The organism is Comamonas faecalis (assembly GCF_039538025.1).
In the GTDB taxonomy this organism is placed as follows: Bacteria; Pseudomonadota; Gammaproteobacteria; order Burkholderiales; family Burkholderiaceae_C; genus Comamonas_C; species Comamonas_C faecalis.
On record NZ_BAABBP010000022.1, the window covers coordinates 33,788 to 54,342 of the forward strand.

Sequence of the window (20,555 nt, forward strand, 5' to 3'; positions counted from 1 at the left end):
CGGTTGTGATGCTTGTACGCGCAAGGCCACCGCGCCTTGCGCCCTACCGCCATGGCCCCCTCTGCCCACTGCCCCCACGCCGACTGGGATCCGCGCGACCCCAGCGTTCAGGCCGACCAGATCGCCGCCTACGACCGCCTGCGCGACACGCTGGGTGTCGCGCGCAGCGACATGCTGGGCTGGTCCGTCTTCGGCCACGCCGACGTGCTGCGCGCGCTGCACGACCCGCAGGCGTTCAGCAGCGCGGTCTCGCGCCACGTGGCCGTGCCCAACGGCATGGATCCGCCCGAGCACACGCGCTACCGGGCGCTGATCGATCCCTACTTCAACGCCGAGCGCGTCCAGGCCTTCGAGCCGCGCTGCGCCGCCATTGCCCAGGCGTTGGCGCTGGCGATGGCCGGCCAGGACACCGTGGATCTGGCCGGCGCCTACACGCTGCCGTTTGCGGTGCATGTGCAATGCGCCTTCATGGGCTGGCCGGCGCAACTGCACGCACCGCTGGCCGACTGGATTGCGCGCCACCACCGCGCGTCGCTGGCGCAAGACCGCCCGGCGCTGGCCGCGCTGGGCCAGCGCTTCGAGCGCCGCGTGGCCGCGTTGCTGCAGGAGCGGCGCGAGCAAGGCGCCGGCCCCGAGCAGGACGCAACCGCCCGCCTGATGCACGAGCGCGTGGACGGCCAGCCGCTGAGCGACGCCCACATCGCCAGCATCGTGCGCAACTGGACGGTGGGCGAGATCGGCACGATTGCCGCGGCCGTGGGCATCGTCGCCCACTGGCTGGCGCACCACGCCGACCTGCAGGCGCAGCTGCGCGCCGAGCCCGAGCGCCACGACGAGGCCATCGACGAAATCCTGCGCCTGCACGGCCCGCTGGTGGCCAACCGGCGCATCAGCGCCTGCCCGGTGCAGCTGGGCGGACGTTCCATTACTGCCGGCGATCGCGTGGTGCTGCACTGGACCTCGGCCAACCGCGATCCGCGCGTGTTCGACGCGCCGGGCACCTTCCGCTGGGGCCGCAAGCCCGAAGACAACCTGCTGTACGGCGCGGGCATCCACGTCTGCCCGGGCGCGCCGCTTGCGCGCATGGAGCTGCGCGTGGCGCTGCGCGCGCTGCTGGCGCACGCGCCGCAGCTGGCGCCGCTGCCCGGCCAGCCGCCGCACCGCGCGCAGTACCCGGCGATGGGGTTCGACCGCCTGCCGCTGCGGCTGCGCTGAGCCCGGATCGGGCAGTCATGGCGCGTGTTCCGCACCCGCCATGAGGCGACCCGTCACCCCGGTGCAGGCCGGACCCGCTGGATTGCGGCCTGCGCCATCCGCCCACATGCCCATCGACAGAGGCCACTCACTCCGGTGCCTCCATGGTCGACATCGGCGCCAGGTCGTCGCTATAGCTTTGCACCTGGTTGCGCCCCGAGGCCTTGGCCTGGTAGAGCGCGCGGTCTGCGCACGACAGCCAGTGACTCAGCGTCTCGTCCGGCTGCGGACGGTCGCTGCCGTGCAGGCCGATGCTGCAGGTCACCGTCAGCTGCGTGCCGTCGCCCAGCGCCACCGGGTGGGCTCCGAGCTGGCGGCACAGGCGCTCGCCAATGCTGCGCGCCTGCTCGCACGAGGTGCGCGGCAGCAGCACGGCAAACTCCTCGCCGCCCAGGCGCCCGAGGATGTCGTCCGGACGCAGAAACTGGCGCACCTGGTGCACCAGCTGGCGCAGCACCACGTCGCCCTGGGCGTGGCCATGGCGGTCGTTGATGCGCTTGAAGTGGTCGAGGTCGAGCATCAAGAGCGACAGCGGCGCACGCGCGCCCTGCATGCGTTCGAGCAGTTTGGTGCCGCGTTCGAGCAAGGCGCGGCGCGTGAGCACTCCGGTCAGGAAGTCGTGGTTGACCGCATGGTCGAGCTTCTCCAGCGCCTGCAGCCGCAGCGCATAGGCACAGGCCACCGCCAGGGGCGCTACCGACAGCAGCGCCATGCCGACGCGCAGCGAAATGACGTCCGGCAAATGGGTGTGCGTGAACGAGAAAGTGCCCAGCGCGACCGAGGCGGTCTTCCAGCCGTACAGCAGCAGGTTGATCACGGCGGTGGGCAGCACACCATAGGCCATGGCGCACCAGACCAGTGCCGGCATGACGAAACCCAGCGCGCCGGGGCCTCCGATCACCAGGGTCAGGGCCTCGGATGCCACCAGCGCTGCGAGCGGCAGCGCAAACGACGGCGACAGCGGGCGCCCGCGCAGCGCCGGCATCACCTCCTGCAAGCGCCATTGCCCGACCCACCCTTTGGGCGCCGCCAGAAAAACCGGGATCAGCAAAATGAAATTGAAGAACTCGGAAAACGTCCACATGGCCACGGACTGCAGCAGCGGGATGCCCAGGAAATGCGATCCGGCGTAGCCGCCCACCAGCCCGCAACCCAGCGCCGCGACGGCGCTGCCCGCCACCAGGTGCAGCACCGAGCGCTGGTGGCGCAGATACAAAACCGCCTCTGGCAGCCTGGAGAGGTAGAGCCAGCCGGCAAAAACGCCCGCCAGGTTACCGGCGTTGATGCCCAGCGCCTTCTGCCATGGTGCTCCCGTAGCCAGGTCGGCGGCAACGAAGGCCAGCATGGCGCACAGCCAGATGCCTGCCGATGCGGCCCACCGGGGGTGGCGCAGCAGCAGCCCCAGCAACACGGCATTGGCCGGCCAGAAGGCCGACAGATAGCCAATCGGGCGGCTGTAGATGCCGATCAGGCAGGCCAGGAAAACACAGGCGGACACGCCCAGCCGCCCACGCCACAGGCCGGCTGCAGGCGCCGCAGCAGAGACTGGCCAGGGTCGCGCGGAATCAGGCATCAAGGTTGCGACAGGCGCGGGAAGTAACAAAAAAAGAACTTGTAGCGTCAGTTTGAAACCATCGCAATCATGGTTTCAATCCAGACCGCGGCGGCGATCCGCATGAAAGCGCGTGCGAAACGCCGCGAACTGCCCCGCATCCAGCGCGTCGCGCATCTCCTGCATCAGGTTGAGGTAGTAGTGCAGGTTGTGGATGGTGGCCAGCATCGGCCCCAGCATTTCGCCGCAGCGATCCAGGTGGTGCAGGTAGGCACGCGAGAAGCCGCCGCGCCCGCCCGCGTCCCAGGCCGCGCCCTCGCTGCCGGCGCAGGCATGGCAGGTGCAGCTGGGGTCGATCGGGCGGTGGTCGCTCTTGTGGCGGGCGTTCCTGATCTTCAGGTCGCCGTGGCGGGTGAAGAAGGTGCCGTTGCGCGCGTTGCGCGTGGGCATCACGCAGTCGAACATGTCGACCCCGCAGGCCACGCCCTCGACCAGATCCTCGGGCGTGCCCACGCCCATCAGGTAGCGCGGTTTGTGCTTGGGCAGGCGGTGCGGCGTGTGCGCCATGATGGAGAGCATCTCGTCCTTGGGCTCGCCCACGGAGACGCCGCCGACGGCGTAGCCGGGAAAGTCCATCTCCACCAGCGCGTCGAGCGACTGCTGGCGCAGATGCTCGAACATGCCGCCCTGCACGATGCCGAACAGCGCATTGGGATTTTCCAGGCGCTCGAACTCGGCCTTCGACCGCGCGGCCCAGCGCAGGCTCATCTCCATGCTCTTGCGTGCCTCGGCCTCGGTGGTCTTGTGGCCGTTGGTCTCGTAGGGCGTGCACTCGTCGAGCTGCATCACGATGTCGGAGTTCAGCGTCGTCTGTATCTGCATGCTGACCTCGGGCGACATGAACAGCCTGTCGCCGTTGACCGGGCTCTGGAAGTGCACGCCCTCTTCGGTGATCTTGCGCATGCTTCCCAAGCTCCAGACCTGGAAACCGCCCGAGTCGGTCAGGATGGGCTTGTCCCACTGCTCGAAGGCGTGCAGCCCGCCAAAACTCTTGACAATGTCCAGGCCCGGGCGCATCCACAGGTGGAAGGTGTTGCCCAGGATGATCTGCGCGCCCATCTCATGCAGGCTGCGCGGCATCACGCCCTTGACGGTGCCGTAGGTGCCCACGGGCATGAAGATGGGCGTCTGTACGACGCCGTGATTGAGCGTGAGGCGGCCACGGCGCGCGTGGCTGGCGGAGTCGGCGGTGAGCAGTTCGAATTGCAGCATGGGGCGCGATTGTCCCAGAGCGCCTCCAAGGCAGGGCCAAACCCGCCCGCCGCGGGCCTACACTGACCGCATACCCAATGAACGAGAAGGAGTTGCCATGCTGAGAATTCTGGTTGCGGTCGACGGCTCGGAACTGGCACTGGACGCGGTGCGCCACGCGCTGATGCTGATGCGCCGCGGCGGCCTGCAGGCCACGCTGGTGCTGGGCCACGTGCAGGAGGAGGCGACGCTGCTGGAGCTGGCCACGCGCGGTGCCGACATGGTGGCCACCGCCAGCGTGGAAGCGGCCAACGACCTGATGGCCAGCGCCATCGCGCTGGTGGACGCCGCCGGCGTGCCCTACGAGACCGAGATCGCGCTGGGCAGCGTGGCAGCCACGCTGTCGGACATGGCCGAGCGTTGCGGCTGCGACGCGATGATCATCGGCGCGCGCGGCCTGGGCGGCCTGCGTGGCGCGCTGCTGGGGTCGGTGTCGCAGGCGCTGGTGCACCAGGCGACGATGCCGGTGACGGTGGTCAAACACGCCGATCCGCTGGAGATCGACGAGGGCGAAGACGAGGACGATGCCGAGGACACCGCCAGCTGAAGACCCGAGCGGCGCGCGGCAAGAGAAGGAGGGGCGCCGGCGCGCCGCCTACGCCGCCCGGCGCCAGCCACCCGGCGCGCCCTGACGCTGCAGCTTGCCGTGCGGCAGACTGGCCAGGCGCTTGAACAGGCGGCGGCAGTAGCCGCTGATCCACAGGCATTTGTTGAGTTCGTCGACCGGCAGCGGCCCCGAGACGACGACGATGTCGTTGGCCTGCTGCAGGCTGCCCGCTGCGCGCAGGCGCCGGCGCTGGTGCAGCGCCCACGACTGGATGCGCGTGGGGCTGCCATGCTGGTGCACCTGGCCGGTGTGCGCATCGAAGGCAATGGCCACCTGGTCGGTCTTGAGCTTGAAGCGGCGCTCTCCGGTAATGGCGCTGGGCGCCTCGCGCAGGTCGTACAGGTAGTAGCTGCCGGCCTTGAGCTCGTATTGCAATTGCATGGTCGTCGTCCTCCTCTGGCTCGATTCTGTGCAATTGCCCACCAGGTGCATGGGCGGAAAACCGCGTGAAACCCAGGCCAGTTCGCCCACGCGTCGAGAGCATGCACATCCGCTGCCGATTGTGGGAGCGCACTACGGCCGCCACAACCCGCAGCAGACACCAAGCCGTAACGGGTTGTATGCCCGTCAGAAATCGACAAGGCTCAGCCCCAGGCTGAACACGGTGCGCTTGCGGTTGTAGTCCACCAGGCTGTCGCCGTAGCCGGTGAACACCATGGCGTGCAGGCGAAGGTTGCTGTGCGCGCCGAAGCTGCCGTTGCCCAGGCTGTGCAGCCACTCCAGGCGCAGCGACCCGCGGCCCGAGCGGCGCAGGTTGTTGCGCAGCGTCATGCCCAGCGTGTCGTCGCCGGTGACGTTCCAGATCGCGCCCAGCTCGGCGCGGCCCACGTAGTCGCTGATGCCGGGGTTGTCGTCGTTGGCCGCGCTCTCGCTCAGGCGCCGCCATACGCGCGCGGTGAGTGCCCAGCGGTCTTGCAGCTCGACGCCGGTCATCAGGTAGACGCGGTTCCAGCTGCGCGACAGCGGCCGGCTCTGGCCGTTGGACTGGTGCACCAGGCCGACGCCGCTGTAGCGCCAGCGCCAGCCCCAGGGCAGGTTGGCCGTCGTCGGGTAGACGTAGACGACCTCGGGCTCGTGGTCGGTGTTGCGAAACGGGCGCGAGATATCAGGGCTGAACAGCTGCCAGTATGACTGCTGGGTGTAGCCGACCCACAGCGAGTCGAGCGACTCGCCTTCGGCCAGCAACCCCTTGGCCAGCTTGGTGCGCACCGACAGCTGCACGCGCATCTCGGTCGTGCGGTAGTCGACCGGCGTGCCGGCGTTGTTGAGCGGATTGGCCGAGGTGGGCTGGCGGTTGACGCGGTTGGCGTGGACGACGGACACGCTCAGCGGCCGGTAGCCGCGAAAGCGCAGCGAGCCGCAGTCGCTGCTGCGTTCGAGCTCCCAGTAGCGCGACAGCGTGGTGTTCGATCCGTTGCGGCAGCCGTCGCCGGGCGGGCTGGTGGCAGCCAGCGCCTCGCGCACCTCCTGCGTGGCCTGCGCCTCGTCGGGCAGCGCCAGCGGTTGCACCATGGTCAGGCCTTGCGCCGGGTTGGGTGTGTTCGCGGGCGCCGCGTCAAAAACCTCTCCTGCCTGCCCGGTGGGCGGCGCGGCCGGTGCGGCCGGTGCGGCCGGTGTGTCGGTGGCCTGCTGGCGCGCCCACTGGTCAAAGCAGGCCAGGCGCGCGCCGGCGTCGGCGGCCAGCGCGGCGCATGAGCGCCAGTCGGCCGCTTCGGCCGCGCCCGCCTGGGCTGCGGCCGCCAGCAGCGCGGCGGCAAGGGTGGCGCGCACGGTGCGCGCCGGGGGAATATTGGAAACGGTAGGCATGGTGTGCTCGCGGGGGGTCGCTTTCGGTCAAGCGGAAGGGACGCCGGCCTGCGCCTTGCGGGCAAATTCTGCGCGCAGCTGGCGCAGTTTCTCGCGCGGGTCTTCGCGCATCGTGGCGGCGTCCAGCTTCATCTCGGCGATGAAGCGGCTGGGCCGGCAGGCCACCATCTCGCGGCCCTTCTTGCGCTTCTTGGTCCAGCTCACGACCAGCGTGCGCTGCGCGCGGGTGATGCCGACGTACATCAGGCGGCGCTCCTCCTGCAGGCGCGCGGCGACGTCATCGGCGACTTTTTGCTGGCGGCCCTCGTCGTCGTCGAGCTTGAACGGCAGCATGCCCTCGGTCACGCCAACCAGCTGCACGTGCGGCCATTCCAGGCCCTTGCTGGCGTGCAGCGTCGAGAGGATGACCATGTCCTGGTCTTTCTCGCGCTCGGAGATGGTCGACAGCAGCGCGATGTTCTGCGCCACCTCCAGCAGGCTCTTGACCTCGGTCTGCGTCGTGGTGCCGGCCGCGTCCTCGACCTGGCCGCCGGCGCGCTGCGCCATCCAGTCGCAGAACTCCAGCACGTTGCTCCAGCGCGCGGCAGCGACCTTGTCGCTGTCCTCGCTGTCGTACAGGTATTGCTCGTAGCCGATGTCGGCCAGCCAGTCGGTGAGAAAGCGGCGCGCGTCCTCGGCGCCCAGGGTGTGGCGCGCGCGGTATTCCAGGTCGTTGATCTGGCGGCCGAACTCCAGCAGGCCATCGAGCGCCTTCCTTGGCATCAGCGCGGCCAGCATGGCGTTGAACAGGCTGCCGAACATGCTCAGCTTGTTCTGCGCGGCAAACTCGCCAAGCCGCCCGAGCGTGGTGTGGCCAATGCCGCGGCGCGGCGTGGCGACGGCGCGCAGAAACGCCGGGTCGTCGTCGCTGTTGGCCCACAGGCGGAACCACGCGCACAGGTCGCGGATCTCGGCGCGGTCGAAGAAGCTGGTGCCGCCCGAGACCTTGTACGGGATATTGGCTTTGCGCAGCGCCTTCTCGAACGGCTTGGCCTGGTGGTTGGCGCGGTAGAGGATGGCGAAGTCCTTCCACGCCGGCGGCGGGTTGGCGCCGGCCTGCAGGCTCTGGATGCGGGCGACGGCGCGCTCGGCCTCGTGCTCCTCGTTGTCGCAGTCCTGCACGCGCACCGGCTCGCCCTCGCCCAGCTCGCTGAACAAGGTCTTGGGATACAGCTTGGGGTTGGGGCCGATCACGTGGTTGGCCGCGCGCAGGATGGCGCTGGTCGAGCGGTAGTTCTGCTCCAGCTTGATGACCTTGAGCTGGGGGTAGTCAATGGGCAGCTTCTTCAGGTTGTCCAGCGTCGCGCCGCGCCAGCCGTAGATGCTCTGGTCGTCGTCGCCCACGGCGGTGAGGCGCGCGCGCTCGCCGACGAGGAATTTCAGCAGCTCGTACTGCGTGGCGTTGGTGTCCTGGTATTCGTCGACCAGCACGTGGCCCAGCAGGCGCTGCCATTTCTCGCGCACCTCGGCGTGGCCCTTCAGGAGGCGCATCGGCAGGCCGATCAGGTCGTCGAAGTCCACGCTCTGGTAGGCGGCGAGACGCTCCTCGTAGCGCTGCATGATCAGCGCCAGGCTGCGCTCGTGGTCGTCGCCCGCCATGGCCAGCGCGCGGCGCGCGTCCCAGCCCTGGTTCTTCCAGGCGCTGATGCCCCATTGCCACTGGCGCGCGGTGGCCAGATCCGTGGTGCCGCCGGCGCATTCCTTCAGGATGCCGGCAACGTCATCGGCATCCAGGATGCTGAAGTTGGGCTTCAACCCCAGCACATGGCCGTCCTCCCTCACCATTCGCACGCCCAGCGCGTGGAAGGTGCAGACCAGCACGTCCTTGGCGGCGCGGCCGATCAGCCCGGCGGCACGCTCGCGCATCTCGGCGGCGGCCTTGTTGGTGAAGGTAATGGCGGCAATGCGCCGCGGCTGCAGGCCTTTTTCGATCAGGTGGGCGATCTTGTGCGTGATCACGCGCGTCTTGCCCGAGCCGGCGCCGGCCAGCACCAGGCAAGGGCCTTCGGTGTAGCGCACGGCTTGGAGCTGGGCGAGGTTGAGACCGGCGGACATGGCGGGCAAGGGGGACGGCGGCGGGCGCGGAAAAGCCGACGATGATAGCGACGCCCGCCAAATCGGGGCGGCGCACAGGTCGTTACTGCCACAATCGCGCCCGTGCTTTCCGTCCTCGCCGTCACCTTTCCCTTCTTCGCGCTCGTGCTGTGCGGCTACCTGGCCACGCGGGCGGGCGCGCTGGCGCTGGCGGCGATTGGCGGGCTCAACGGCTTCGTGCTGTATTTCGCGCTGCCGGCCATGCTGTACCGCTTCGGCGCGCAGACGCCGATCGCCCAGTTGCTGGACGCGAGCGTCGCCGGCGTCTACCTGCTGGCGGCGGCGCTGCTGGTGGGCGCCACCGCAGCCTGGGCGCGCCGCACCGGCCTGAACTGGAACGACACCGCATTCACCGCGCTGGTGACCGCCTTTCCCAACACCGGCTTCATGGGCCTGCCGCTGCTGCTGGCGCTGCTGGGCCCGGCCAGCGCCGGGCCGACCATCGTCGTGCTGACCGTCGACCTGGTGGTCACCAGCTCGGCGTGCATCGCGCTGTCGCGCCTCGATGGCGCCGGGGCGCACGGCATGGGCGTGGCGCTGCGCAAGGCGCTGGCGGGCATGGCCGTCAACCCCATGCCCTGGTCGATCGCGCTGGGGGCGCTCGCGTCGTGGCTGCAATGGCGCCTGCCCGGGCCAATCGACAAGACCATTGCGATGCTGGCCGACGCCGCATCGCCGGTGGCGCTGTTCACCATCGGCACGGTGCTGGCGCGCTCACAGATCAACCAGCACGAATGGGTGCCGGCGCGCCAATACTGGCCACCGGCGCTGGTCAAGCTCGTCGCCCACCCGCTGCTGGTGTGGGCGCTGGCGCACGGCGCCGCGGCGCTGGGCGCGCCGATTGAGCCCACGACCGTGGTGGTACTGGTGCTGCTGGCGGCGCTGCCCAGCGCCAGCAACGTGTCGCTGCTGGCCGAGCGCTTCCAGGCCCACGGCGGGCGCGTGGCACGCATTATTTTGGTGAGCACGGTGCTGGCGTTTCTGAGTTTTTCTGCCTTCGTGGCGCTGCTGACCTGATTCTGAAATGACCTCCTCCATGACCTTCAACCCCTCTGTGGGCCTGCCTGCCCACCGCCTGGCCTGGTGGCTGCTGGCCGCCTGCCTTGCCTGGGCGCTGGCGTCCTGGCTCTCCGGCGCCAACCTGGACGGCTACAACGACATGCTGGAGAACGTGGCCTGGGGCCAGCCGCTGCGCTGGGGCACGCACAAGCATCCGCCGTTTTTTGCCTGGGTCGCGGGGCTGTGGTTCATGGTCTGGCCGCAGACGGACTGGGCCTACCGGCTGCTGTCCTACGCCAACGTCTTCGTCGGCCTGCTGGGCGTGTGGGCGCTGGGCCGGCGGCTGCAGCTGGGGCGGCTGGCGCCCTGGGGCGCGCTGCTGCTGCTGTGGAGCTTTCCCTACACCAGCCTGGCGGGCAAGTTCAACGCCAACAGCCAGCTGCTGGCGCTGTGGCCCTGGGCGGCGGCGCTGCTGCTGGCCAGCTGGCAGGGGCGCGGCTGGCGCGGCCTGGCCAGCAGCATTGCGCTGGGCCTGGTGGCCGCGGCCTGCATGCTGAGCAAGTACTACAGCGGGGTCTTTCTCGCGGGCTTCCTCGTGCCCACGCTGCTCAACGCCGACGGGCGGCGCTGGCTGGCGACCCCACGCCCCTATGTGGCGCTGGCGGCCTTTGGCCTGGCGATGGCACCGCACCTGGCCTGGGTGGCGTCGCACGACTGGGCGCCGCTGCAGTACGCGATGGACCAGGGCGGCGGGAGCACCAATTGGCGCTACGTGGCGCGCTTTGCGCTGTCGCCGCTGTTCTACTGGCTGCCCGCGTGGCTGGCGCTGTGCCTGGTGTGGGCGCGGCTGCAGTCGCGCGCCAGCGGCCAGCCCTGGCTGCGCTGCGCCGCGCAGCTGCTGTGGCGCAGCTGGCTGCCCCGGGGCGGCGGCGACACGCTGTTCTGGCTGGCCTTCATGCCCTGGGCGCTGACGCTGGCGTTCGGCATGGCCGGCGTCGCCGAGCTGTCCACGCCCTGGGCGATTCCGATCGGTTACGCGTTCGCGCTGCTGTGGCTGCGCAACCTGCACACGCTGTACCCGCTGGCGCAGGACGGCGCGCTGGCGCGCCTGGGCCGCGCCTGGTGGCCGGTGCTGGCACTGGTGCTGGTGCTGGCGCTGGTGTCAGCCGCCATGAACGCGCGCAAGGGCGACCTGGGCTATTACCGCCCTACGGCGCAGGCGGCGCGCGCCATCGTTCACGACTGGCAACAGCGCCATCCCGGCCAGCGGCTGGCCTGGGTGGGCGGCGATTGGGCCGAAAACGCCATGCTGACCTTCTACGCCCAGCCCCGTTTGCTGACGGTGCCGGGCCTGCCCGACGGCGAGCGCGCCCGCCTGCTGGGCCTGACCGACTGGCAGGCACGCCCCGGCCTGCTGCTGTGCCCGCTGGGCCCGGTGCGGGCTGGCCAACTGCCCGCCGCCAGCGCCTGCATGCTGGAGGCGCAGCAATGGCTGGCCGCGCAGGGGCTGCCGGCCACTGCCCACATGCTGGAGGCGCAGCGCAGCGGCTGGCGCTTTCCGCGCCCGACGCCGTTTGCCTATGCGGTATTCGACGTCGATGGTCCGAAGCGCTGAAGTGCCGTTGCGTCAGGACACAATCGCACCATGACTGAGACGCACGCCCCCGACAGCGCCCTGCCCTGCAGCGACTACCACGCCGCGTTTGCGCCGGCAGCGCCGCCGCCGCCGCTGCCGCGCGCGCCGCTGCGCCTGTCGTGCGTGGTGCCGGCGCACAACGAGGAGGCCAACCTGGAGCGCTTCGTGCGCGCGCTGGCGCAGGCGGTGCAGCCGCTGACTGCCGAGTTCGAGATCATCATCGTCAACGACGGCAGCCGCGACGCGACGCACGAGGTGGCGCTGCGCCTGGCGCAAGGCAGCGGCCTGCCGCTGCGCTACATCGCGCTGTCGCGCAACTTCGGCAAGGAGGCGGCGCTCACCGCCGGCATCGACCACGCGCGCGGCAACGCGGTGCTGCTGATCGACGCCGACTTCCAGCATCCGCTCGACCTGCTGCCCCAGATGCACCAGCTGTGGCTGGCGGGCTTTGACATGGTCTACGGCGTGATTGCCGACCGCGGCGGCGAGAGCGGCACCAAGCGCGTGGGCACCGGGCTGTTCTACCGCGTGCTCAACGCGGGCAGCCACGTCAAGGTGCCGCCCAACGCGGGCGACTTCCGCTGGATGGATCGGCGCGTGGCCGACGCGCTCAAGGCGCTGCCCGAGCGCCAGCGCTTCATGAAGGGGCTGTACGCCTGGGTGGGCTTCAAGAGCGCGGCCCTGCCCTTCGTGCCGGCGGATCGCGCGGCCGGCCAGTCCAGCTTCAACCTGCGCCGCCTGGGATCGCTGGCGCTGCTGGGGCTGATCTCGTTCACCACGCTGCCGCTGCGGCTGTGGAGCGTGATGGGCAGCGTGATCGCGCTCATCGCGCTCGCCTACGGCCTGCTCATCGTGCTCGACACCCTGCTGTTCGGCGCCGACCTGGAGGGCTGGCCGACGCTTGCCGCGGCCATCATGCTGTTCTCGGGCGTGCAGCTGATGTCGATCGGCATCCTGGGCGAATACATCGGCCGTATCTACGACGAGGTCAAGCAGCGCCCCGCCTACCTGGTGGCGCGCGACGAGGATCACAGCCCGCTGCGCGAGCGGCCATGAGCCGCGCGGCGCTCGCCCAGGCGCTCTTGCGCCTGCCCCAGCCCGTGCAGTTCGTCCTGGTGGGCGGCGCGGCCGCGGCCACCCACCTGGCGGTGGTGGCGCTGCTGGTGGCGCTGCTGGGCCTGGCGCCGCTGGCGGCCAATGTACTGGCGTTCCTGGTGGCCTTCGTCGTCAGCTACAACGGCCATGCTCTGCTCACTTTTTCCGGCAGCGGCGCGCGCGGCTGGCCGGTCGTTGCGCGCTACTTTGCCGTTGCCAGCCTGGGTTTCGCGATCAATGAACTTTTGTACGCCGCGGCACTCCATTGGCTGCACTGGCATTACCTGTGGAGCCTGCTGGCCGTGTTGCTGCTGGTGGCCATTGGCACCTTCGTGCTGAGCAAGTTCTGGGCCTTCAAGGCCCGTCATACGACAACATGAATTCCCCCTCCCGTACCCTCGTCCTGTGCGCCGACGATTACGCACAGGACGCGCTGATCGACGACGCCGTGCTGCATCTGGCGCGCGCCGGGCGCCTGTCGGCCACCAGCTGCATGACCACGTCGCCGCGCTGGCGCGAGGCCGTCGCCCAACTGCTGCCCCTGCGCCCGGCGCTGCAGCTGGGCCTGCACTTCAACCTGACCGAGAGCCACGGCGGCCACTACCCCGCACACAGCCTGCACCAGGTGCTGGCGCGCGCCTACACCGGGCGCCTTGGCGCGGCGCAGATGCGGCCGCTGTGGCGCGCCCAGCTCGACGCATTCGAAGACGCCGTGGGCAGCGCGCCCGACTTCATCGACGGCCACCAGCACGTGCACCAGCTGCCCGGCGTGCGCCATGCGCTGCTGGCCGAGCTGCAGGCGCGCTACCGCGCCGACCAGATGCCGTGGCTGCGCTCCACGGTGCCCGCCGGCAGTCTGTGGCGCGACACCAAGGCCGCCGTCATTGCGCTGCTGGGCGGGCGCGCCGCCACGCGCCAGTGGCGCCGCGCCGGGCTGCAGACCAATCACGGCTTTGCCGGCGTCTACGGTTTCGACGCGCCCACGCTGAGCGCCTACGCCGTGCACATGCGCGCCTGGCTGGCGCAGCTGCAGGACGGCGGCCTGCTGATGTGCCACCCGGCCACCGCGCCGGTGCTGCAGGACGCGATCGGCATACAGCGACCGGTGGAATACGCCTATCTGATGTCCGACGCCTTTGGTGCGCTGCTGGAGCTGGGCGGCTGGCGCATCGGCGCGCTGTCGCGGACGGTGCAGAGCTGAGGGCGCGTTCAGCGTCTCGCCTAAACCATCAGGGCATTCATCGCGGCGAGGGCGCCGCTCCCACGGAATCCATTCCCCCTCTGTGGGAGAGGCGCCCTCGCCGCGATGCCGGTTGATAAGCCCAGCAACGGGTTTCCAAGCTCAAATTCCCTGCGGATCGACGTCGACCAGCCAGCGCACCAGTCCCTTGTGCTGGCGGCGCTCGGCGTGCAAGAGCGGCTGCCACGCGGCCAGGAAGCGCTGCAGCGCGGTGCGGCTGGCGCTCTCGATCAGCATTTGCGCGCGCTCGACGTTGGCCACGCGCTGCACGGCCAGCGGAATTGGCGGGTAGAGAAACACCTGGTCGACGCCGGGCAGCTGCGCGCCGCGCGCCGCGTCGCCTGCCGCCTGCAGAAAGCCCTGGGCCGCCTCCTGGGTGCGTGCATCGGCGCGCACCAGCGCCTGGTAGGCGAATGGCGGCATGCCGGCCTGGCGGCGCTCGGCCAGCTGCTGCGCGGCGAACTGCGGCCAGTCGTGGCGGCGCAGCGCGGCAAACAGCGGGTGATCGGGGTGCCAGGTCTGCACCCACAGTTCAGGGCGGGTCTGCTGCGCGGCAACGTAGCGCGCGTCGCGCCCGGCGCGCCCGCCCGCCTGCATCAGCAGCGCCAGCAAGCGCTCGGGCGCGCGAAAGTCGCTGGAGAACAGCGCGCCATCGGGCTGCACAGCGGCCACCAGCGTGATGCGGCGAAAGTCATGGCCCTTGGCCACCATCTGCGTACCGACGAGCACGTCGACCTCGCCGGCGTGCACCTGCGCCAGCTGCTCCTGCAGCGCGCCTTTGGTCTTGGTGGTGTCGGCGTCGATGCGCGCCACGCGCGCCGCGCGCCGCTCGGGCGTGATGACGTTGCGCAGCAGGTGCGCCAGCTGCTCTTCGAGCTGCTCGGTGCCGCGGCCCACGGGCGCGATGTCGGGGTTGCCGCAGGCCGGGCAGGCGCGCGGCACGCGCTGGGTGCTGCCGCAGTGATGGCAGCGCAGCGTGCGGTCCACCTTGTGAAAGACCTGGTGGGCGCTGCAGTGCGGGCAATCGCTCTTCCAGCCGCAGGCGCCGCAGTGCAGCACGGGCGCGAAGCCGCGGCGGTTGAGCAGCACCAGGCATTGTTCGCCCTGCTCCACGCGCGCGGTGATCGCGCCCAAGAGCGGCGGCGAGAACACCGCCCCGCGCGGCTGCTGGCCCATGTCTACCAGGCGCAGGCGCGGCAGCTCGCCGGCGCCGATGCGGCTGGGCATTTCGAGGCGCTGGTAGCGGCCAACGGCCGGGTCGCTGGCGTGCCAGCTCTCCAGCGACGGCGTGGCGCTGCCCAGGATGACCTTGGCGCCCGCGTTCTTGCCGCGCCACAGCGCCAGGTCGCGTGCCGAGTAGCGCGCGCCCTCCTGCTGCTTGTAGCTGGCGTCGTGCTCCTCGTCGACGACGATGAGCGCCAGGCCCGGCAGGCTGGCGAACACCGCCATGCGCGTGCCCAGCACGATGCGCGCCTGGCCGCTGTGCGCGGCCAGCCAGCTGGCCAGGCGCTGCGGGTTGGTCATGCCGCTGTGCAGGCTGACGATGGCCTGCGGGCCGTACAGCGGCGCGAAACGCTCGGCAAAGCGCTGCTGCAGCTGGGGCGTGAGGTTGATCTCGGGCACCATCACCAGCACCTGCGCCCGCGGGTCGTCGGCCAGCGCCCGGGCAACGCTGTGCAGATAGACCTCGGTCTTGCCGCTGCCGGTGCTGCCGAACAGCAAAAATGGCCCGGGCTGCGAGGCAATGGCCTCGGTCGCGCCGGCCTGCTCGGCGCTTAGCGTGATGGTGGCAGCGGCCGTCGCCGCATCAGCCACTGCGGCAGCGTTGGGCGGCGGGCGGCGCAGGCGCCGCGCCAGCTGCTCGGCGCTGAGCTCGCGCAGCTGCGGCGGCAGCGCCGACAGCGCCAGCTCGCCCAGGCTGCGCTGGTAGTAGTGGGCCGCAAAGGCCACCAGGCGGCGCCAGCGCGCATCCAGCGGCGCCAGGCCGTCCAGCACACCGGCCACGGGGCGCAGGCCGTCGCCGCCCTGCTGCGGGGGCAGCTCGCCGTCCCAGACCACGCCCAGCACCTCGCGCGCGCCCAGCGGCACGCGCACCAGCGTGCCCGGCGCCAGTGCCACCGGGTGGGCGTAGCTGAGCAGCTGCGCCATGCCGCTGTGCACCGGCGTCTGCACCGCGACGAGCACGGTCTGCGTCGGGCTCGACTTGGCGTCGCTTGTTGAAGTGGTGTCGGCATTCACGTCGCAAGACCTTGATTCATCGGCGATTTCGTCGCACGACCGCTTCCTGTGGATAACTTTGTTGATAGCGGCTGACCATCTCGTCTTTTCGCCAGATCGACGTGATGCATGGCCAAACCGAAGTACACCAATGGAGTATGGAAAAAATGATGGAAATCAATGTCTTGCATCACCCATCCGGCAGGCCGGGCAGCATGTTTGCCCTTGGGTGAAAAAGCCACCCCGCTCGCGCTATCGTGTGCACAACTGCGCTGTCAATAGTCTGGACACCGCCAAAATGTGCTAGCCGCTCGATCGCCCGAGGGGCTGCACTTCCAGAAAAGCCGGCAAGTGCTTGATTTTCCAGTGAATCTGAAACAAGTCCCGAATTTTTGTGGATAACTTTGTTGATATCTGTCGAACAAATCACCCAAAGCCTTGTCGGTGCTGGGTTTGGCTGGTTTGCCCACGAAAGCGGCAACGCGGGCATTACACGACAAATCAATGACTTACGCGGGCTTCGACCAGCATGACAGGGCTGTGCCAATCTTCTTGCCCGGGCAGGTTGCAACGACAACAAGATGTACCAAATGCAACACACCCGGCCGCGTCAGCCTGCTTGCGCCTGGCGCAGCTGGCGCGAGTAGCCGTGCACCGTCTCGACCAGCGCCGTCACGTGCTCGGGCGGCGTGAACTGGCTGATGCCGTGGCCGAGGTTGAAGATGTGCGTCGGGCCGGTGGTGGCGCGGTCGGTGTGCGGTGCGCCGAAGCTGTCGAGCACGGCGCGCGCCTGCGCGGCCACCAGCTCGGGCGGGGCGAACAGCACGTTGGGGTCGATGTTGCCCTGCAGCGCCTTGCCCGGGCCGCCGGCCTGGCCGCCAACGACGGCGCGCGCACGGCCCAGGTTGGCCGTCCAGTCCAGGCCCAGCACCTCGCAGTCGAGATCCTTCATGTCGTCCAGCCAGATGCCGCCGCCCTTGGTGAAGCAGATGCGCGGCACGTCCTCACCATGAACGCCGGTGCGCTTGAGCTGCGCCAGCACGCGGCGCGTGTAGTCCAGGCTGAACCGCTGGTACATGCCGTCGGCCAGCACGCCGCCCCAGCTGTCGAACACCATCACCGCCTGGGCGCCGGCGGCTATCTGCGCGTTCAGGTACTGGGCCACGGCGTCGGCGTTCACCGCCAGGATGCGGTGCATCAGGTCCGGGCGGCTGTACATCAGCGTCTTGACCTGGCGGTAGTCGTCGCTGCCGCGGCCCTCGACCATGTAGCAGGCCAGCGTCCAGGGGCTGCCCGAGAAGCCGATCAGCGGCACGCGGCCGTTCAATGCGCGGCGGATGCTGGTGACGGCGTCGAACACGTAGCGCAGCTTGTCCATGTCGGGCACGGCCAGCCCGGCCACGTCGGCCTCGGTGCGCACCGTCCTGGCAAAGCGCGGGCCCTCGCCCTCGGCAAAGGTCAGGCCCAGGCCCATGGCGTCGGGCACGGTCAGGATGTCGCTGAACAGGATGGCGGCATCGAGCGCGAAGCGGTCGAGCGGCTGCAGCGTGACCTCGGTGGCGTAGTCGACGTTGGTGGCCAGGCCCATGAAGCTGCCGGCCTTGGCGCGCGTGGCCTTGTACTCGGGCAGGTAGCGCCCGGCCTGGCGCATCAGCCACAGCGGCGTGTAGTCGGTCGCCTGGCGGCGGCAGGCACGCAAAAAAGTGTCGTTGGTCAGAGGGGCAAAGGTGTTCATGGGGCGTGATTGTCGCAGCCCCCACCGCGCGGGCGCGGGGCAAAGCCTTTTGCGCGCCGGGGCGGCCGTGCTCGTCAGTAGACGACGACCTTGTCGCCCACCCGCACCTGCTCGAACAGCCAGTGCGCGCTCTGGTAGTCGCGCAGCTGGCTGCAACCGTGCGAGCCGCCCTGGTAGCCGACCTGGCCGAAGTCGTCGGAGTAGGGCCTGTTAACGCTATTTTTGGCGGTGCGAACATACTCAAAACGGCGTCAATCGAGACGTGCGACGCAGCCCAGACTGGGTGTCTGGGCAAGGAGCGCAACGAAGAGTGGCGCCGTTTTGAGTATGTTCCCTTCGGGTTGCGATCAAAAGGGCCATCGCCGGCGTTGCCAGCCTTGCCAAGGGTGGCACCTTGGCTGCGGCTGGCGCCTTGGCGAGTGGCCCTTTTGATCACAACGCATCCGTCAAAAATAGCGTTAACAGGCCCTAGTGGATGGCGACGTTGCCGTCGTAAAAAATGGCGTAGGGCATGGGCGTGCGCTCGCCGAACAGCGTGGAGATGGTGTCCTGGTTCATGTACCAGATGCGGAATTCGCCCTCGGGGCTGCCCCAGCCGGGGCGGGCAAAGCGCGTCTCGCGCGTGAACAGCACCCTGCCGTCGACGACCAGCGACATTTTCTTCTGCGCCTTGGAGATGCACACCACCTTGCCGTCCAGGCAGCGCGGATCGAGCGCCTGCTCCGGCGCCCTGGCCTGCGCGCTCGCCGGCGCGCCGCCGTACAGCTGGGCGTAGCGCGGCGCGTGCGTGCGTTTGAGCAGCCGCATCCATGCGCGCTCGTCCACCACCTGGCTGGCCGGCAGGCCTGTGGTGAAAGTTTTCATGATTGGCTCCCTGTGTCAGAACTGATAGCGCATGCCGGCATAGATGCTGCGGCCGATACCCGGGTAGAAGGTGCTGGCCGGGGCGGCGCCGGCATCGAGCACCGGCGCGAAGTCGGCGACGTAGCGCCGGTTCGTGAGGTTGCGCAGATCCAGGTAGAACGACAGGTCGTCGCGCAGCGCCGCGCCAAACTTCAGACCCAGCAGCGCATGGCTCGGCGTCTTCAGCGTGTTGGCGTAATCGACCCATGCGCCGCCGGGCACCCAGTCCAGCGTGGGCGTAACGTAGAAGCCGTCGGCGCGCGCATAGGTCAGCGCGGTGCGCAGCACGTTGCGCGGCAGCCCGGGAATGGCGTTGTTGCCATGCTGCGGATCGCCCTGGAAGCGAAAATCGCTCCAGTTCCACAGCTGGCTCAGTTCCAGCCGGTCGCCCGCGTTTGCCGCCAACAGGTTGCGCGCCAGCGTGAGCGTGGCGCCCAGCTCGATGCCCTGGTGCAGGGTACGCCCGGCATTGAAGGTCGAGGCCGGCACCGTGGGATCTACCGTGTACTGCAGCATCTCGCCGCGCACCCGCGAACGGTAATAGGTCAGATCCCAGCGCAGCGGCCCCTGCGCACCGCGCGTGCCGACCTCGGCCGTCCAAGCGCGCTGCGAGGCCAGCGGCGTGAAGCGGCTCGCTGCGCCGAAGGTCTGCGTCAGGTCGGTGAAGTCGGGCACGTCCTGGCTGCGCGTCAGGTTGGCGAACACCTGCACCTGCTCGCGCGCAGTCCACAGCAGGCCGATCTTCGGGTTCACGCCGCTGTAGCGGGCCTCGTCGGATGCGCCGCTGCTGCGGTCGGTGTAGCGCCGCTCGTGGCGCAGCGCCTTCAGGCCCGCGACGACGGCCAGCTGCGGCGTGACGAAGCTGCGGTTCTCCAGATAGGTCTCGACGTTCAGCGCCTTCTGCCGCGCGTCGAGCGTGGGCGCGCCCGCCGCGCCGCCGACGTTGACGAAGCGCCGCGCCGCGTAGCTGCCGCCGACGAGGCGCGCGCCCAGGGTCAGCTCGTTGCGCCGGCCGCCCAGTTGCCAGTCGCTGCGCAAGCGCGGCGCGACGCCCCAGGTGTCGCCCTCGGTGGTCAGCACCTGGAAGATCGGGTGGAACATGTCGGTGTGGATCAGCCAGCTGTCCACGTCCAGCCGGACGCCAGCCAGAGTCACGCTGGTGCGGTTGGCCAGCCGCTGCACGCGCATGTCGCGCGCCTGGTCCTGCGCCACCACGCCGGCCCCGGCCTTGCGCGGATCGCCCAGCGCATCGGACAGCGTCAGCGTGCCCGGCAGCAGCTGGTTGGTGGCGTAGATGCCGAGGTAGAAGCGCGTCTCGGCCGACGGCCCGAGGCGGTAGCCGAGGTTGCCGTTGAACTGCCCGTAGTTGCCCCTCTCATGCGCGCGCCAGCCGTCGGCGTGCGAGGCGGTGAAGTTGGCCAGCAGATCGAGCTTGCCCAGCACGCGCGAGACCTGGCCGCTCGTCTGCACGCTGCCGTTGCTGCCGCCAGAGACCTGCACGATGTTGGGCGCAAGCGCGGTGTACGCCGTGGGCGTGACGAAGTTGATCGCGCCGCCCAGCGTGGACGCGCCCAAGCCCAGCGCGTTGCCGCCCTTGTAGATCTCGGTGGCGCGCAGGCCCATGGGGTCGATCTCGTAGAAGTCGCCGCTGCCGTCGGCCAGGTTGGTCGGGATGCCGTCCTGCAGCAGCTCGATGCCGCGCACGTGGTAGCCGCGCGCGATGCCCGAGCCGCGGATCGACAGGCGCATCTCCTGCCCGTAGCGGCTTTGCGCGAGCACGCCCGGCGCGTCCTGCAGCACGTCGCGCAGATTGGACTGGTAGCGGTCGAGCAGCACGGCGTTGTCGATGAAGCCGACCGAGCCGGCGGTCTGTTCGATGGCGCCGCGCAGCCGCGCGACGCTGGGCACGGTGGGCGACCCCGGCTCGGCGCTGGTTACGGTGACCATGGGCAGCGACGGTGCGTCGGTGGCGGGCGCCGGCTGCGCATGCGTCGCGACGCCGCACGACGCCGCCAGCAGCGCCCACCACGCGGTGCGCACGGGTCTGGAAAAGGGATGGGTGGACAT

Annotated in this window: 17 protein-coding genes and 1 pseudogene; 7 read left to right on the forward strand and 11 right to left on the reverse strand. The window is 69.7% G+C overall.

Going from position 1 to position 20,555, the window contains the following annotated elements; translation table 11 throughout:
* Positions 1-51 precede the first annotated feature (51 nt).
* On the forward strand, positions 52-1,215 hold the full coding sequence (locus ABD767_RS12075) for a cytochrome P450 (protein ID WP_344869713.1): 1,164 nt from the start codon (positions 52-54) through the stop codon (positions 1,213-1,215).
* 127 nt (positions 1,216-1,342) lie between these two features.
* Here the strand turns inward: ABD767_RS12075 and ABD767_RS12080 are convergent, their stop codons facing one another.
* Positions 1,343-2,752: a GGDEF domain-containing protein gene (locus tag ABD767_RS12080; RefSeq protein ID WP_344869714.1), complete on the reverse strand. Its 1,410-nt coding sequence runs from the start codon at positions 2,750-2,752 to the stop codon at positions 1,343-1,345.
* A 150-nt stretch (positions 2,753-2,902) separates the two neighbouring features.
* Entirely contained in the window at positions 2,903-4,078 is a 1,176-nt protein-coding gene (gene tgt / locus ABD767_RS12085; protein ID WP_103044978.1) for a tRNA guanosine(34) transglycosylase Tgt, read from the reverse strand.
* A gap of 97 nt (positions 4,079-4,175) precedes the next feature.
* Here tgt and ABD767_RS12090 point away from each other — a divergent pair, with 97 nt between their 5' ends.
* Positions 4,176-4,664, forward strand: a complete 489-nt coding sequence (locus tag ABD767_RS12090) for a universal stress protein (RefSeq protein ID WP_103044977.1) — start codon at positions 4,176-4,178, stop codon at positions 4,662-4,664.
* Positions 4,665-4,712: 48 nt separating this feature from the next.
* On the opposite strand, the gene ABD767_RS12095 is transcribed toward ABD767_RS12090, so the two are convergent.
* From ABD767_RS12095 to ABD767_RS12105, 3 genes are all read right to left on the reverse strand, one after another.
* Complete coding sequence (locus ABD767_RS12095; RefSeq protein ID WP_103044976.1) at positions 4,713-5,105, reverse strand: hypothetical protein; 393 nt, start codon at positions 5,103-5,105, stop codon at positions 4,713-4,715.
* Between the two features lie 186 nt (positions 5,106-5,291).
* The gene (locus ABD767_RS12100) at positions 5,292-6,530 is read right to left on the reverse strand and encodes a phospholipase A (protein ID WP_103044975.1); all 1,239 of its coding nucleotides are present in this window, start codon (positions 6,528-6,530) and stop codon (positions 5,292-5,294) included.
* Between the two features lie 27 nt (positions 6,531-6,557).
* The gene (locus ABD767_RS12105) at positions 6,558-8,624 is read right to left on the reverse strand and encodes a UvrD-helicase domain-containing protein (protein WP_103044974.1); all 2,067 of its coding nucleotides are present in this window, start codon (positions 8,622-8,624) and stop codon (positions 6,558-6,560) included.
* Positions 8,625-8,726: 102 nt separating this feature from the next.
* On the opposite strand from ABD767_RS12105, the gene ABD767_RS12110 reads away from it, so the two are divergent.
* Genes ABD767_RS12110 through ABD767_RS12130 form a run of 5 tightly spaced genes read left to right on the forward strand, consistent with a single transcriptional unit; the run spans position 8,727 to position 13,594 of the window.
* Positions 8,727-9,680: an AEC family transporter gene (locus ABD767_RS12110; RefSeq protein ID WP_103044973.1), complete on the forward strand. Its 954-nt coding sequence runs from the start codon at positions 8,727-8,729 to the stop codon at positions 9,678-9,680.
* A 7-nt stretch (positions 9,681-9,687) separates the two neighbouring features.
* The gene (locus ABD767_RS12115) at positions 9,688-11,277 is read left to right on the forward strand and encodes a glycosyltransferase family 39 protein (RefSeq protein WP_344869715.1); all 1,590 of its coding nucleotides are present in this window, start codon (positions 9,688-9,690) and stop codon (positions 11,275-11,277) included.
* A 30-nt stretch (positions 11,278-11,307) separates the two neighbouring features.
* Positions 11,308-12,354, forward strand: a complete 1,047-nt coding sequence (locus tag ABD767_RS12120; protein WP_103044972.1) for a glycosyltransferase — start codon at positions 11,308-11,310, stop codon at positions 12,352-12,354.
* A complete protein-coding gene (locus ABD767_RS12125) occupies positions 12,351-12,773 on the forward strand; it encodes a GtrA family protein (RefSeq protein WP_103044971.1) in 423 nt (140 codons plus the stop codon). The genes ABD767_RS12120 and ABD767_RS12125 overlap by 4 nt, the downstream gene beginning before the upstream one ends.
* Positions 12,770-13,594, forward strand: a complete 825-nt coding sequence (locus tag ABD767_RS12130) for a ChbG/HpnK family deacetylase (RefSeq protein ID WP_103044970.1) — start codon at positions 12,770-12,772, stop codon at positions 13,592-13,594. Before ABD767_RS12125 ends, ABD767_RS12130 begins: the two co-directional genes overlap by 4 nt.
* Before the next feature lie 141 nt (positions 13,595-13,735).
* Here ABD767_RS12130 and priA read toward each other — a convergent pair whose 3' ends face one another.
* The 6 genes and pseudogenes from priA to ABD767_RS12160 form a co-directional block, all read right to left on the reverse strand.
* Positions 13,736-15,871: a replication restart helicase PriA gene (gene priA / locus ABD767_RS12135; protein ID WP_344869716.1), complete on the reverse strand. Its 2,136-nt coding sequence runs from the start codon at positions 15,869-15,871 to the stop codon at positions 13,736-13,738.
* Positions 15,868-16,041: a hypothetical protein gene (locus tag ABD767_RS12140; protein ID WP_344869717.1), complete on the reverse strand. Its 174-nt coding sequence runs from the start codon at positions 16,039-16,041 to the stop codon at positions 15,868-15,870. Before ABD767_RS12140 ends, priA begins: the two co-directional genes overlap by 4 nt.
* 419 nt (positions 16,042-16,460) lie before the next feature.
* On the reverse strand, positions 16,461-17,585 hold the full coding sequence (hemE, locus tag ABD767_RS12145; protein ID WP_103044969.1) for a uroporphyrinogen decarboxylase: 1,125 nt from the start codon (positions 17,583-17,585) through the stop codon (positions 16,461-16,463).
* A 74-nt stretch (positions 17,586-17,659) separates the two neighbouring features.
* A pseudogene (locus ABD767_RS12150) lies at positions 17,660-17,752 on the reverse strand (hypothetical protein); the annotation flags it as partial.
* A 301-nt stretch (positions 17,753-18,053) separates the two neighbouring features.
* Positions 18,054-18,449: a L,D-transpeptidase gene (locus ABD767_RS12155; RefSeq protein WP_344869718.1), complete on the reverse strand. Its 396-nt coding sequence runs from the start codon at positions 18,447-18,449 to the stop codon at positions 18,054-18,056.
* 15 nt (positions 18,450-18,464) lie between these two features.
* A complete protein-coding gene (locus ABD767_RS12160) occupies positions 18,465-20,555 on the reverse strand; it encodes a TonB-dependent receptor family protein (protein ID WP_344869719.1) in 2,091 nt (696 codons plus the stop codon).